We start from the raw sequence: 16104 nt of genomic DNA on the forward strand, positions 1-16104 counted from the left end.
AATGCAAATTCGGATGAAAGGCGGTAGTTCCTTGGAAACGATTCGATTGACAACAGCGCAGGCATTGGTCAGATTTTTGAACAACCAATATGTTGAGACGGATCAGGGACATACACAGACGAATGCAGCTGCTCAGCAGCATGCTGTGCATGAGGATGGGGCCGAACGCTTTGTAAAAGGAGTGTTCACCGTGTTTGGCCACGGCAATGTGCTGGGACTCGGTCAGGCACTGGAGAGCGCCCCAGGAGACTTGATGGTCTACCAGGGAAGGAATGAGCAGGGAATGGTGCATGCCGCCGTGGCCTTTGCCAAGCAGAGTCGCCGCCGTCAGATTATGGCCTGTACGGCCTCGGTCGGTCCGGGCTCCGCGAACATGGTGACGGCGGCGGCTACAGCTACCGCGAATCAGATTCCCGTGCTGCTGCTGCCCGGGGACACCTTCGCGACTAGACAGCCCGATCCGGTGCTTCAGCAGATGGAGCATACCCATAGTCTGGCTATATCCGTTAATGATGCGTTCAAGGCGGTCAGTAAATATTGGGACCGTGTCTCGCGTCCGGAGCAGCTTATGTCGGCCATGCTGAATGCGATGCGAGTGCTGACAGACCCGGCTGATACCGGTGCAGTGACCATTGCACTACCGCAGGATGTACAGGGTGAAGCCTGGGATTTCCCGGTGGAGTTCTTCCGTAAACGAATACACCGAATTGAGCGACGACAGCCGCATCCGCGTGACATCCTCGCAGCTGCCGAATTGATATCGACGAAGCACAAGCCCCTGATTATCTGCGGTGGAGGGGTACGGTACTCCAATGCAGGTCAGGAGCTGAAAGACTTTGCTGAGGCCTTCGACATTCCGTTCGGTGAGACGCAAGCCGGAAAAAGTGCGGTAGAGAGCAGTCATGCGTATAACCTTGGTGGTATAGGCGTGACAGGGAATGCTGCTGCTAATACGTTGGCAGCCGAAGCGGATCTGATTATCGGAGTGGGCACACGCTTCACGGATTTCACTACGGGCTCGAAGAGTCTGTTCTGTCATCCAGAAGTAGAATTTCTTACGATCAATGCCTCGGCATTCCATGCCTCGAAGCTGGATGCGCTGCCTGTTGTTAGTGATGCAGCAGAAGGGCTTCGAGCCCTGAGGACGGTGCTGGAGGTGCAGAGCTATCGCTCGGGTTACGGAGAAGAAATCGCCAAGGCGAAGGCTGAATGGCAGCAAGAACGGCAGCGACTTGCCAGCACAGATTATTCGTCGGGCAGCTACGTACCCGAAGTGGCTGGTCATTTGGATCACGAGCTTGTGGAATATGCAGAGGCACTAGGTACGACATTGACACAGACCTGCGTGCTGGCTGTAGTGAATGAACAAATCCCGCAGGATGCGATCGTTATTGGTGCGGCAGGAAGTCTGCCTGGGGATATGCAGCGCATGTGGGAGGCGACCATACCGGATACGTATCACATGGAATATGGCTTCTCCTGTATGGGCTATGAGATTGCCGGGGCATTGGGAATCAAGCTGGCACAGCCGGATCGAGAGGTCTATGCGCTGGTGGGCGACGGCAGCTATCAGATGCTGCATTCGGAGCTGGTGACGAGTCTGCAGGAACGCCGCAAAATTAACATTGTGCTCTTGGACAATGCAGGCTTTGGCTGCATCAACAATTTGCAAATGGAGAACGGGATGGGGAGCATAGGCACCGAGTTCCGTTACCGCAGTGACAGTGGCAAGCTGAATGGTGACGTAATGGCAATTGATTATGCGGCTAGTGCTGCGGGCTACGGTGCAGTAACCTATCGGGTTACCAGCATAAGTGAACTGGAGGCAGCTCTTGCAGATGCGCGTAAGCAGACCGTATCCACGCTCCTTGATATCAAGGTGCTGCCGAAGACCATGACACACGGCTATGGAGCATGGTGGCATGTCGGTACAGCTGCTGAATCCGATAGCAAAACGATTCAGGATGCCCATTCTCGACGAGAGGAAGGCCTGAAGCAGGCACGCCGTTACTAAAGCCTCGTTCGAATTTAATGTCAGTAGAATGATCTCGTGAGCGTCATCGTTAGTGGAAAACGAGGAAGCCCTAGAGAAACGAAGTGCCCGTCTTTAAGCTTGCAGTTCTACTACTTTTCGCCTTAGATCAAAGAACAGCAAGCTTAACAACGATCGACAGGGCTCCCCGCTTGCAGCGGCTGTATACACACATTTGATCTGATCACGTTAGTGCATTGACGAATCGGATTTCAGGTGGAATGATCTGGTCAACAACCTCACCCCATAAGGAAGGGACAGAAGACGATGTTCAAAGCACATGCAGTCAAGCTGGCGATTGCTCCTATCGCCTGGACGAATGATGATATGCCGGAGCTTGGTGGAGAACATACCTTTGAGCAATGTATCAGCGAGATGGCGCTTGCTGGGTATCAGGGCAGTGAGGTCGGCAACAAGTATCCACGTGATCCGGCCATCCTGCGCCGTGCTCTGGAGCTCCGCAAGCTGGAGATTGCCAGTGCCTGGTTCAGCAGTTATCTGACAACTCACCCCTTTGAGGAGACAGCCGAGGCGTTCAAGGCACATCGTGATTTCTTACATGCTATGGGGGCCAAGGTCATCGTCGTATCTGAACAAGGTGGCAGTATACAGGGGCAGATGGAGACACCCTTGTTCGCGAATAAGCCTGTGTTTACAGATGCGGAATGGGTGTTGCTGACAGAAGGACTGGGACGTCTTGGTAGACTGGCACGTGAAAAGGACATGACAATTGTGTATCATCATCATATGGGCACCGGCGTTCAGACAGGGACGGAAATCTCACGGCTGATGGAGATGACTGATCCCCAGGAGGTATCGCTGTTGTTCGATACAGGCCATCTGGCTTTCTCGGGAGAAGATCCGCTGGACATTTTGCAGCGCCATCTGGGGCGCATCCGGCATGTGCATTTGAAGGATATACGACCGAATGTGGTGGAGCGTGTGAAGCAGGACGGACTAAGCTTCCTGCAGGCAGTCAAGGCGGGGGTATTCACGGTACCTGGCGATGGTTGCATTACCTTTCCACCGATCTTCGCGGCACTCGCCGCTTCGGAGTATGCAGGCTGGTTCGTCGTAGAAGCAGAGCAGGACCCGGCACTCGCCGATCCGCTTGAATATGCACAGAAGGCACGGGCATTCATCCGAGAGCACAGTGGTTTGTAAGCGGTAACAATATTGTGCAGGAAGAATACTAGCAAAGTGATGGTGAGACGGATGATGGCGAAGGAGAAGAACACGTTGGAACGAAGTGAACTGATCGACAAGCTGAATCGGGTCATGCAAAAGTTAATGAATCTAGAGCGGCCTGACAATGAGGATGAGCTACAGCAGCTGGGAACGGATGCAGCAAGGCGCGGCTATTTTGCCCGCGACTTCGGGATGGAGGAGTGGGACTGGCCACAAGGCGTAGGTCTATATGGTCTGAACAAGATTGGGCAGTATTTTGAGGATGATCGATTTGCTGCCTATGCACTGCCTTGGATGGAGAAGCATTTCGCCCAAGGCTTGCCAGGTCGCAATATTAATACGACTGCCCCCCTGCTCTCTCTGATGGATCTGGATCAGGCGGAGCAGCTAAGCAAGGAATGGATTGCCTGGCTAATACAAGAGCTCCCGCGAACCGAGGAGGATGGCTATCAGCATGTGACCTCTGGTGCAACAGCTCACGATGTGACACTCCATGAGAACGAACTCTGGATCGACACACTCTTCATGGCTGTTCTGTTCACGGCGAAGATGGGGGTGAAGTATGACAATGCAGTCTGGAGACAAGAGTCACTTCATCAATTGCTTCTTCACATTAAATATTTGTACGACAAGAACACAGGCTTGTTCTATCATGGATGGCACTTCACCGGGCGACATAATTTTAGTGAAGCCTTCTGGTGCCGTGGTAACAGCTGGTTCGCACTCGGATTGCCAGAGTATATAGAACTCATGCAGCCATATTTGGATGAAGGGGTGCTGAAATACCTGCAACAGACGCTGCGTTCCCAGATGGATGCTTTGCTTGCTCTACAGCATGAGGATGGGTTATGGCATACGCTACTCGATGATCCAGACAGCTATACCGAGACCTCGGGCTCGGCTGCAATTGCTGCGGGACTGCTGTACAGTGTGCGCAAGGGACTATTGCCTGCCTCCTATGCAGATCAAGCTGTGAAGGCCGTTAGAGCCGTATTGGCACGGATTCGCGAGGATGGTACCGTGGAAGGAGTATCTGGAGGTACCGGGATCGGGAAGAAGAAGGAGGATTACAAGGATATTATCCTTGGGCCGATGGCATATGGTCAGGCTTTGACGATTGTGCTGCTGGGTGAAGCGTTATATTGCTGTTGAAGCACGGTGCGAACTGCTGATGTCATGATATTGTGCCTATAGTGGTTGGCGATACATCGGGGAGGTTAATGGAGCGATGACGAGTAGAATCGGAGTAGGCATCATTGGTGCTGGGCGAATTGGCAGGCTGCATGCAGATCATTTGTTACGTTTGCCAGCATTTTCTTTGAAAGCGATTGCGGAGGCGTGGATCACAGAGGAATTGCAGACATGGGCAGAGGCCAGAGGGATTCAGGAGTTGCATCGCGATGGTGATGTATTGTTGAATGATCCCGACATTGCGGCCATCTTTATTTGTACGCCCACCGATACACATGCAGAATGGATCAAGAAGGCAGCCAGAGCAGGCAAGCATATCTTTTGTGAAAAGCCGATCAGTCTCTCCCATACAGAGAGTGCGGAGGCATTACGGATTGCAGCGGAGGCTGGAGTGAAGCTACAGGTAGGTTTCAATCGCCGCATGGACCCGAGCTTTCGTCGATTGAAGCAGCTGGTGGATGCCGGAGAGCTGGGCCAGCCGCATGTACTCAAGATTACGTCACGTGATCCCCAGCCGCCAAGCGAGGCCTATGTCAGCTCATCAGGGGGGATGTTCATGGATATGACGATCCATGATTTTGATATGGCACGTTATATCATGGGTGAGGAAGTGACTGAGGTGTATGTGCGCGGTGCGAACCTCATTGATCCTATGTTCGCGCGCCACGGTGATGTGGACACTGCGATCATTACACTTACTTTTGCCAATGGAAGCATCGGTGTGATTGATAACAGTCGTCAGGCTGTATATGGCTATGATCAGCGTGTGGAGGTGTTCGGCTCTCAGGGAGCCGCAGCAGCAGACAATTGTCGCCCGACTACGGTGGAGCTGTCAACAGCTGCCTCCGTCATACGTGATCAGCCGCTGCATTTCTTCCTGGAGCGCTATCAGCAGGCCTATATTGATGAGGTTATGGCTTTTGCCGATGCCATCCTGCATGACCAGTCCATCATATGCTCAGGTCTGGATGGCATTCAGGCGGAGCGGATCGCAGCGGCGGCCAAGGAATCACATCGTCTGGGTCTTCCCGTGAAGCTGCCCGTACATGATCTTACAGTGGCCCCTCCGATGACCTGACGGAGAAGATATCTATACCAACCAACCGAGGAGGATCATGCACATGTCACGATTGATGGTTAAGGCTGCGGAGCCGAATCAGGATGGACGTATTCTGGCTGTAAGTCCAGAGAGCGCTGGTTGGCAATATGTCGGCTTTGAAGTATACCAGTTGCAGATTGGTGCGAGCTTGTCGCGGATGACGGAGGGACATGAAGCCTGTCTTGTATTGTTATCTGGCATAGCTAATATACAGGCGGCAGGTAGAACATTTGAGGCTATCGGCAAGCGTATGTCCGTATTCGAAGGTATCCCTCCATACTCCGTCTATGTACCAGCAGGAGCCAGCTATGAGATCACAGCGCATACCCCTGTAGAGCTAGCCGTATGTCTTGCTCCTGCCAAAGGCAAATACGAAGCTAGACTGATTACTCCCGCCGACATGGAGGTGGAGGAACGCGGTAGCGGAAGCATGTCGCGGCAGGTCGTCAATATTCTTCCAGAGCAGAAAGAGGCCGAGAGCCTGCTGGTCGTTGAGGTGTATACACGAGGCGGGAACTGGTCCAGCTACCCGCCGCACAAGCATGATCGTGACAACCTGCCACAGGAGTCCTATCTGGAGGAGACCTATTATCACCGGATAAATCCACCCCAGGGCTTCATCGTGCAGCGGGTATATAACGATGACAGGACACTGGATGAGACGATGGCTGTGACGGACGGTAGTGTTGTTCTGGTGCCAGAGGGATATCACCCGGTGTCTGCTCCGCCAGGCTATGATTCCTATTATCTCAATGTCATGGCTGGTCCGACACGGACATGGGTGTTCCATAATGATCCGGCTCATGAATGGTTATTCCCGGCTCCAGTGAAGAAGGACCAAAGCTAGCTTATCGGAGATATCTAGCGGATTGATGTTCGTTACCAATATCACCGTATCGCAACTCCAAATCAAGCAACAAGAGGCCACATTAGGCTAAATTAGGCTGCATTGGGTTGCATTACGCAGAAGCACTTGAAGCAATGATCTGAAGACGCCCTGGTCATCCTGTAGGGGCGTCTTTTGCTGGTCTTGCACGAGTAAAAGCAGTGATCCGAGTTGTTACGCGACTGCCTGTGTCCTGTGGGCTTATGGTATACTATAGCCATAATAATTGAACCTATAAGACGGAACAGCGTTACACACGAGTACAGCCCCAAAGGCATGTCGAACAGAGGAACAGCAGACCCGCAACCGACTTGCAATGACGGCGAGGAGTGAGGAGTGGTATCTATTGTCTCGTACCTGGTACAACCGATTATTGGTATCATATTTCCCTATTTTTTTGCTTACGGTGACTATACTCATTTTTATCGCTTTTGTGTTCGTTAATGATATTTCTAGATCCGAGACCAAGAAGGCAGATCGAATTTCCTCCAGTTATTTAGTGGATAGCGTGGATCGCACGATTCGGGATATTGAATTGTCGGTGCTGGAGGCAGTAGAGGGAAACCAAGCCTACAAGCGGTATTTCAACCGTAATGTGCGCTCAGGCCGAGAGGCTGAATATGCCATTGCGCAGAGCTTGCGTGAGATGACGAACTCCTCCTCCTACATCCAGTCCATTTATTTATATGACAAGAAAAATGAAAGCGTTTTAACGTCGAGCGGTTTGAGAGATGTTGAGACCTTCTCCGATAAGGTATGGATTGACCGTATTCTATCCGGATCACTCGCCCCAGGCTGGCAGCCTGTTCGCGAATTTAATCCGGGCTTTGTGCAGCGCACGCCTGTGCGGGTATTGACGGTGAACAAAGAGATGCCGCTGCCCTTCGGTACCGATGGTGTGCTGGTGATTAATGTGAAGATGAGCAGTATTGAGCAGAGCATCGACAGCATGGTCAACGGTCAACTGTCGTTCATGACCATTCTCGATCGTGAAGGCCAGCTCGTATATCACGCACATGCAGATCAGGCGGGTGCAGCAAGTGGACAAAAGCTGAATACCTTGAAGCTGGATCGACTGGGCTGGACCCTTGTAAGCGGTATAAAGGCGGGGAATCTATTTGGCTGGGTGTCAGTGATCTCCTACCTATGGGTGGTTATTGCGATTGCGACAGTAGTGATCGCCATTATCTACATCGTCTACATCACACGTCGCAATTACAAGCCGATCCAGATTATTATGAACCGGATCGAGGCGCATCAGATTCGAACCATGGAGCAATCCGGCTCCCGTATGGATGAGATGAAGCTGATTGATGGTGTACTGGAGAATCTGATCAACCATATGATGGACTATGACAAAAAGAGCAGGGAGAATCTGCTGTTACAGCGGAGCAAGCTATTCCATGATCTGCTACGTGGCGAACGGTTGGAGCAGGCCGCTGAGCGGCTGCGAGAGATATCGCCACTCACGGATATGGATGAGCAACCCAGTTTTGCTGTCGTGGTCAGTGAAATCAATCGTTATGAGCAGGTATTCCAGGATAAGTACACCCGAGGGGATCAGAATACGCTGAAGTTCGCACTGATGAACGTTCTGCAGGAGCTCTCTCGCAATGCGAGGCTGCAATGCTGGGCGGAGTGGGTCAGCGCGGACCAGATTGCGATTATCTTCATGTCCTCCGACAGCAGTATTGACATGACAAAGCAGCTTCGCACGGTTGCGGAGGAATGCCGTACCTGGGTGGAGCAGAATCTTCGCATCTCGCTCAGCTTCGGGGTGGGTCCGCTTGCCGAAGGCATTGGTTTCATTAGGGAATCCTATGTGGCAGCGGAAGCCGTGCTTCACCGCAAGCTGTTGATGAACGGTGATGTCATTCTGGCTGAAAGCAGCGATACACATCAGCAGTTGCTAGAGACGTATACGTATTTACAAATGATTGCGGAGTTCGTCAAGCGCTTCCGTATGTCTAGCGGTCAGTGGCGAGAGCAGCTGGAGGAGATTTTCGCGGCGTTCGAGCGTAATCTGCTGTCAGATGAGGATATTCGCTCCTTCATGCAAGCATTGCTGCAAATGCTGAGCCGGGAAGTAGCCGTGATGTCCGAGCAACTCCAGGAGGAGCTGTCTGAAGAGAACAACAGTGAACGGCTGAAGCGTGTGGAGGCAGCAGAGACTTTGGCCGATGTCAAAAGTCTGCTGTTCGATGAACTGACAGACCTGTTCCGCATCTATGTATCCGTTAGTGAGACGAAGAGCTACAAAGCGATGGTTAACGAGATGAAGAGCTACATTGAGGAGCAGTTCGCTAATCCAGACCTGTCTCTGAAGCATCTGAGCGACCGATTCCAAGTCTCTGGCAAGCATGCGAGCTATTTGTTCAAGACCGAATTCAATATGAAATTTGTGGACTTCGTGACCACACTGCGGATGAAGGAGGCCGAGAAGCTTCTCCTGAATACAGACCAAGCCCTGCAGGATATTGCCATACAGGTAGGGTATGCGAATGCGATCAGCTTTGGGCGCGTGTTCAAACGAATTATAGGTATGACGCCAGGGGATTATCGGCGTTCGAAACGGGATGCTTCGATGGCCGATTCGTGAAATGTCGGTATAAAGTCATTTATTTTTGATGCACATTGAGTGAATATTGAGGCGCATGTTATGCAGGCACACTCCATTAGGAGGAGATCCAGCAGGCATGCGTCTTTTTGAATCATTATCCAAAACAACTGTATATGAAAGCGGTTTATTGACATCCGATTTCAGTTTGTTATCGCCGAGAATGGTTGGTGTAGCGAAGCCACTGTAAACCGTGTCTATTCCTATGGCAGAGTAAGCTGAGCCTTAATCACCTTGTCATAAACCATAGACCGGATGAATGCCTTAGTCCATGTTCCGAAACAGGTTTATTGTCAATGAAAGTGTCCATGTGGAATACTCAGAGCAAGCTTCGATCATTCACGCAAAGGCAAAGGAGATGACACGAATGACACTGAAAGCAACCAAAGGGAGTCTGAAGAAATGGGTAGGATTGGCACTTACCATGGTCATGGGAGTGTCCTTGCTGGCAGGCTGCTCATCCGCTTCCAAGGAAGGTGCGGGCGATGGCAACGCTTCGAATGGAGAACGCGTCACCTTGAAAGTAGAAATATTTGATCGTGGTAACAGTCCTTCGCCTCACACGATTACCAACAACTATTTATCGAAGCTGGTGCAGGAACGATTCGGTGATCCGAACAACATTGATGTACAGTTTGTACCGATTCAGCGCTCCGAGGAAGTTACGAAGCTGAACGTTCTGATGGCCAGTAATACCGATGTTCCCGACATTGTTTTTGTATACGATTCCAGTGTCTTCTACCGTTATGCCCAGCAGGGTGGGCTGACAGATGTCGGAGAGCTGCTGGATCAACATGGACCTAATCTCAAGAAATTCCTTGGCGAAGATACGCTGAAGTTCGGACAGGTTGAGGGTCAGCAATTCGCTATTCCGGGCAAACGTGCCATTACAGGCCGTTATAGCTCTTATATTCGTCAGGACTGGCTGGATAAGGTGGGATTGCCGGCTCCAACGACGACAGATGAGCTATACACAACTTTGAAAGCGTTTAAAGACAAAGACCCAGGTCAGCTTGGCAGCCGAAATATCCCTATGGGCATGACGTTGGCACCAGCTCAGTTCGAGCCTCTGATATTCTCATTCATCAAGCCAATAAACGGTGATTATGCTTACCCTCAGCGCTATGAGCTGCCGTTGCATGACGGCTTCAAGGATTCCTTGAAGTTCATGAACAAGCTCTACAATGAAGGGCTGATGAGCAAGGACTTCAGTCTGGATGAAGACAAGACACAACTGGCTAAGGACATTCAGAATGGCAATACAGGCTTCTGGTCAGAGGATGTGGATGCCATGTTCTACGCGGAAGGAACGATTGATAACTTGACCAAGAATGTAGCGGATAGCAAGGTACTTCCAATCGATGCGTATACAAATCCGAATGTAGACAACAAGCACATCAAGTCCCGCTATGCCTCCAATGGCTTGTACATCATGATTCCTAAGAGCAGCAAACGTGCTGTGGAAGCTATCAAGTATCTGGACTGGATGGCTTCAGACAACAATCTGATCGATATTTACAGTGGTGTTGAGGGCGAGAATTATGACATGGTGGACGGCATTCCAGTTGTGAAAGCGGATGCATCCCAGGAGGCTATTGACCGTCTGTTCAATGCAGGCGATCTCGCGATCATCTCCAACGGCAAAAATATCGGAGATCAGGCAACCAATGAGAAAGCATGGATTATGGGCTTCCCTGAACGAAATCAGGAGCTGCTGAGACAATCCATTGATATTGCGAACACGGATACAGTAGGTCCTCTCGTCTTCGACAAGCCGATTCAGGCGGAGATGAAGTACAGCACAGCGCTCAAGGATAAGGTCAACGTCATTATTGTCAAAGCAACGATGGCTAAGCCTGAGCAATTTGAAGAGGTATACGAGCGTGAAATGAGTGATTATATGGCTCTGGGCGGTGCAGATCTGAAGAAGGAGCTTGATGAGGCCGTTCAGGCGCTATCCACAAAATAAAAGAGAATGCTGTATCCATACAGAGGAGCGTGTGCCGTCAGCAGTCTTGGGGCGGCACCACGTGTCTTCGCAGATAGGAGGAGAACGGTGTGACATACTTTAGACGGTATTGGCAATTGTACGCGCTGCTGTCGCTGCCCCTGATTTACTTTCTGATTTTCCGTTATGGACCGATGTATGGTGTTCAGATTGCCTTCAAGGATTTTAATCTGTTTCAGGGGATTAATGGCAGTGAGTGGATCGGCTTGGATGCCTTCCGTGAGGTCTTCGCCATGCGGGACTTCTATACGACTTTGCGTAATACCTTTATGCTGAATTTTCTTGATCTGCTGGTGTCGTTCCCGGCTCCTATTATCTTGGCGATCATGCTATATGAAATCCGTTTTAAATGGTTCAAGAGCGTGTCGCAGACGATTCTGTACATTCCCCACTTCATTTCCTGGGTGATCATCGGCGGGATTGTGTATCAATTGTTCGGTAATCAGTCCGGTATGGTGAACGGTGTGCTGGAGAGCATAGGACTCCATTCGATTCCTTTCTTGACGGAGAAGAATCCATGGCTTGTGACCTATCTGTTCACAGGTGTCTGGCAAAGTGCAGGATGGGGAACCATTCTGTATCTGGCGGCACTGACCGGTGTCAACAAGGAGCTGTTCGAAGCGGCTGAGGTCGATGGAGCAACACGGATGAAGAAAATCTGGCATATTACGTTGCCAAGCATCAAGCCTACCATTGTAACTCTCTTGATATTGAATCTGGGTAAAATGGTCAGCATCGGCTTTGATCGTCCTTATATTATCGGTAATACGGCTGTACGAGAATACTCAGATGTACTTAGTACCTTCGTGTACCGAGTCGGTCTGGAATCAGGGCAATACACGCTGGCTACGGTTGTCGGCTTGTTCCAGGCCGTGGTAGGGCTAATATTTGTACTTGGCTCAAACTATATTTCGAAGAAGGCGACCGGAGAAGGGATCTTGTAAAACACAGTAGGCAAGTGAGGTCAACAGGTCTATCGACAATTATGCAAAGCATGAGTAAAGGAGTTGTGCGCGTATGAGTGAACGTACTTCTAACCGGATTTTTGATATCGTCAACATTACCTTTGTCGCCTTGTTCGTGTTGTTCTGTCTGGCTCCCTTCCTGCACACCATTGCCATCTCGTTCAGCTCCAATAGGGCGATTACCTCAGGTGAGGTGAGGCTGCTTCCGAGAGAATTTAATTGGGATGCCTACGTAAAGGTGTTCTCTGATCAATCCATGATCTATTCGCTGGGATACACGGTAGTTCTGACAATCGTTACCACGGTGCTCTGTATGGTGTTCACGATTGCTGCCGGGTATCCGTTAACTAAGAAAAAGCTGAAGGGCCGCAAGCTCTTCATGTACGTCATCATTATAACAATGTTCTTCAGCGGCGGTATCATTCCTGAATATCTGCTGATTCGTGACCTGCATATGCTCAATACGGTGTGGTCTCTGATTTTGCCGGGGCTCGTCAGTCCCTTTAATCTAATCATTCTGATCTCCTTCTTCAATAGCATTCCCGAAAGTCTGGAGGAGTCTGCGGAGATTGACGGCAGCTCGCATTTCTACACACTGTTGAAAATTATCCTGCCGCTGTCCATGCCGGTAATGGCTACACTTGCGCTGTTCTATGCTGTCGGCCGCTGGAACGGCTTCCAGGATTCTCTTATGTACATTAACGAGCCTCAATTGTATCCGCTCCAGCTTAAGTTGTTCCAGATGGTTCAGAATAACATGGTCAGCGAGCTGACCCAAATGGAGGGTGCGAACAGAACGAGGTTACCAGCAGAAAGCCTTAAGGCGGCTACCGTGGTATTCGCAACCGTGCCCATTCTGCTCGTCTATCCATGGCTGCAAAGATATTTTGTCAGCGGGGCCATGCTGGGTGCGGTCAAAGGCTGAGTTACAGGCACATACCTTAGTCAAAAACAGACTCCAAGACATAGTACTGGGCATATCTCCTTAGGCAAAGCCTTGTATGCTGAGTCAAGGACTCCTACAATGAGAACTAAACCAATGGCTGGAACTGAGTCTAAGCTAATGACAAGGCGTTCAAGCATAGTCAGAAGAAAGTAGCTGAGCGCCTCTGGAGAGCAATGGAATAGAACGAAAAAGGAAGCGAAGCGCATGCAGGATAAGCTAAGTACGACAAATGCAGTCACTGAGCAAGGTACTGATGCAGGTATGAGTGCTGCTAAGGAACAAGGCTGGCTAGACAAAGGGGAATTCTCATTTTCCACCTGCTGGAATATCAAACGTCATCCTGTTGGGTCAGACATGATTCGTGAGATAGCCGAACTTGGCTTTCGCCGAATCGAGCTTAATTACAATGTCACCAGAGACATGCTGACGACCATTGAACCAATGATTGAGCGTGGGGAGATCGGCATTTCCAGTGTGCATAATACCTTTCCACATGTAGCTGACCCGGACTATGGGACCGATTCTGAATTGCTTGGCTTTCAGGATGAGGAGAGACGTAAGCGGGCCATCGATCTGCTCATAGGCTCAGCTGAGTATGCTCACCGTTATGGTGGCGAAGCCGTCGTCGTGCATCCAGGTGAGGTACCCATTCCGGTGAATGTCAGCCAGGAGCTGGCACAGCTGTATAACGAGAAGGGCAAGGATTCCACGGCCTATCGAATCAAATGGGAGGAGTTCCTGGAGCAGCGGGAAGCTCTTAGCTTTGGTTATGTACAGACGATCATTCATAGTCTCGATGAGGTATGTAACCGAGTTGCGGCCAAAGGATGGAACGTGCGCTTTGGTATTGAGACCCGCTCCAGACCACAGCAGATTCCAACGTTGGCTGAGGCCAAAACGATCATTCAAGCTCTGAAGGGGGCTCAGGTAGGCATCTGGTACGATACTGGGCATGCCATTATGATGGACCGCCTTGGTCTGTACGATAGCGTAAGTGAGATGAAGGGATTGATGGACGACATTGTGGGTGTCCACGTCCACGAGACGCTCGGTCTCTCCGACCATTGGTGTCCGTACATTCACAGTCAGGATATGAGCTTCTATGACGCTTATTTACCGATGATACAGCGGGCCCAGGTGAAGGTGTATGAGCTGAAGGCTGCTTGTACACCGGAAGATATTCATGAAAGTCATCGCTTGCTGGTCGCCAAGCTGGAGAGGCTATAAGCATACTTGCGCAGCAAATGTAGCTTGGGAGGGAATCGTGTATGTACAAGCAACTGGTGATCAGCAATGACAAAGCGGTAGAGAGAGGAATAACCCGGCAGGTATTGGACCCTGAGAGTCGTTACTATGGCGGAACGATTGATCCGGCTACAGGAGTGGCCTGGGTTAATCACACCACTGGGACACCAACCGAGATGTGCTACTGGGGAGCAGCGCTGGTTAACCCGGATTCGGCTTATTATAGGGATTGGGAGCTGCTGAAGCGCCTGCGCCTGGCGAGCGAGTATGTACTGCGTGCCCAGCATGAAGACGGCTCCATCTCGCCTGGCTGGACCAATTATCATTCCCCGCCGGATACAGCCTTTGTCGTCGTGGGATATGCCCAGCTCTATCAGCTTCTGCTGCAAGAGGATTGGGAGGAGCTGCAGCCTGTAACGGATAATATGAGACTCTTCCTGGAGCGGACCATACCTGTCCTCCTGACTGGAGGCTGTCATACTCCGAATCACCGCTGGGTGCTCTGTGCAGCGCTTGGCTTCCTATATCAGCTGTTCGGGCTGAAGTCGGCAGCGCAGCGTGCAGAACAGTGGATAGCTGAAGGAATGGATATCACACCGGATGGAGAATGGACGGAACGAAGCAATGGCATTTACAGTGCCGTCAGTGATATCATGCTTATTCATGCTGCACGTTTGCTGGATCGTCCTGACCTGCTGGAGCCCGTAAGGCTTAATCTGCGGATGATGGTGTACTTGGTTCATCCGAGTGGTGAGATCGTTACGGATTACTCAGGCCGTCAGGATCTGGGGCATATGCATAATCTGGCGCCTTACTATTTGCCGTATGCGATCTTGGCGAGGCTCGACAGTGATCCACTATTCGCGGGGATGGCTGAATGGGCAGGGCAATCACTGACAGATCCTGGCGTAAGCTCCGTCAATGCGCTCGTGCGTCTACTGCTGGAACCGGAGCTACAGGAAGCTGGAGGTACAAGGGAGGAGCTAGATGTAGCTTACGCAAAGAGTGACGGCCAACGCATGGAGGATAAGGCAGAGATTGAAGGTACGGAGGATAAGGCAGGGGCAGAAGGCACGATAGCAGCTGTTCAAAATGCAATGGCGCTACTGCCTACTCAATATGATATTGTGCTGAATGAATTGTTCAAGCGAGCTGACTATCTGGAACAGATGGATGCAGTTGGGCATCACGGACATATCTATCATAGTCGTCTTCATACGGATTTCGGCGCACCTGTAGCGCGGTTCCGGGATGGTGGAACGAGCGTAACCGTAATGACGGAGGTTCCCTCATTCTTTGCGCTTCGGCATGGAGCAGTGCGTTTGCTGGCTGTACAGCTAGCATCCTATTTCAATCCTGGATATGTCCCTATGCAGCAGTTGGACCGTATAGCTGAAGGCTATCGTCTGGTTGGGCAGCAGAAGAAGGGTTATTATGGTCCAGTCTCTGCCGAGCTATTGCCAGATACATCACATTCATCTATCAGTCCATGGTATTTACTGCCGCATCAGAACCGCCAGCTTACGCATGAACAGACCTTCCAGGTTGAGGCCAAGACGCTACGTACGGAGACAGGCTGGATATTGCATCTAGCGGCAAGTGAGCCTCAGGAGGTCATGGTGCAGCTGTCGTTCGTATTTGGCGATGAGGGTCACCTGTCCGGGGGAGAAATTCAGCAGACGGCGGAAGGGCATTACTTGTGGAAGGACGGCGCACTTCGTTACTCGTGTGGAGAGGACTGGATGGAACTGAGGGGCGGTGAGCTTGGTCATCTGGCTACGACGGTGCGTGAGGCCAAGCTGCCTGAGGAATGCAAGGTGGTGCTGGTCAACCTTATGACACCATTCGAGAAGACAGTTGAAATCAAGCTCTCTCCATCGCTGGAGGCTGGATCGGATCAGCGCTCTAACTAGTCACCAAAGACTAA

11 protein-coding genes are annotated in these 16104 nt (G+C 51.0%); all 11 read left to right on the top strand.

Going from position 1 to position 16104, the window contains the following annotated elements:
* Positions 1-31: 31 nt before the first annotated feature.
* The 11 genes from iolD (at position 32) to K331_RS0108570 (ending at position 16090) form a co-directional block, all read left to right on the top strand.
* A complete protein-coding gene (gene iolD, locus K331_RS0108520; protein WP_028589963.1) occupies positions 32-2014 on the top strand; it encodes a 3D-(3,5/4)-trihydroxycyclohexane-1,2-dione acylhydrolase (decyclizing) in 1983 nt (660 codons plus the stop codon).
* A 285-nt stretch (positions 2015-2299) separates the two neighbouring features.
* Entirely contained in the window at positions 2300-3196 is an 897-nt protein-coding gene (gene iolE, locus K331_RS0108525; protein ID WP_028589964.1) for a myo-inosose-2 dehydratase, read from the top strand.
* Between the two features lie 39 nt (positions 3197-3235).
* Positions 3236-4372, top strand: a complete 1137-nt coding sequence (locus K331_RS0108530) for a glycoside hydrolase family 88/105 protein (protein WP_051289723.1) — start codon at positions 3236-3238, stop codon at positions 4370-4372.
* 76 nt (positions 4373-4448) lie between these two features.
* A complete protein-coding gene (gene iolG, locus K331_RS0108535; RefSeq protein WP_028589966.1) occupies positions 4449-5489 on the top strand; it encodes an inositol 2-dehydrogenase in 1041 nt (346 codons plus the stop codon).
* A gap of 43 nt (positions 5490-5532) precedes the next feature.
* On the top strand, positions 5533-6357 hold the full coding sequence (gene iolB / locus K331_RS0108540) for a 5-deoxy-glucuronate isomerase (protein WP_018887785.1): 825 nt from the start codon (positions 5533-5535) through the stop codon (positions 6355-6357).
* Positions 6358-6742: 385 nt separating this feature from the next.
* On the top strand, positions 6743-8995 hold the full coding sequence (locus K331_RS0108545) for a helix-turn-helix domain-containing protein (RefSeq protein WP_028589967.1): 2253 nt from the start codon (positions 6743-6745) through the stop codon (positions 8993-8995).
* Between the two features lie 385 nt (positions 8996-9380).
* Positions 9381-10982, top strand: coding sequence for an extracellular solute-binding protein (locus K331_RS0108550; protein ID WP_028589968.1), 1602 nt, complete (start codon positions 9381-9383; stop codon positions 10980-10982).
* 89 nt (positions 10983-11071) lie between these two features.
* The gene (locus tag K331_RS0108555) at positions 11072-11965 is read left to right on the top strand and encodes an ABC transporter permease (protein WP_018887788.1); all 894 of its coding nucleotides are present in this window, start codon (positions 11072-11074) and stop codon (positions 11963-11965) included.
* A 73-nt stretch (positions 11966-12038) separates the two neighbouring features.
* A complete protein-coding gene (locus K331_RS0108560) occupies positions 12039-12911 on the top strand; it encodes a carbohydrate ABC transporter permease (protein ID WP_028589969.1) in 873 nt (290 codons plus the stop codon).
* Between the two features lie 282 nt (positions 12912-13193).
* Positions 13194-14159: a sugar phosphate isomerase/epimerase family protein gene (locus K331_RS0108565; protein WP_028589970.1), complete on the top strand. Its 966-nt coding sequence runs from the start codon at positions 13194-13196 to the stop codon at positions 14157-14159.
* A gap of 41 nt (positions 14160-14200) precedes the next feature.
* Positions 14201-16090, top strand: a complete 1890-nt coding sequence (locus tag K331_RS0108570) for a hypothetical protein (RefSeq protein ID WP_028589971.1) — start codon at positions 14201-14203, stop codon at positions 16088-16090.
* Positions 16091-16104: the final 14 nt, after the last annotated feature.

This window comes from Paenibacillus massiliensis subsp. panacisoli DSM 21345 (assembly GCF_000426545.1).
GTDB lineage: Bacteria > Bacillota > Bacilli > Paenibacillales > Paenibacillaceae > Paenibacillus > Paenibacillus panacisoli.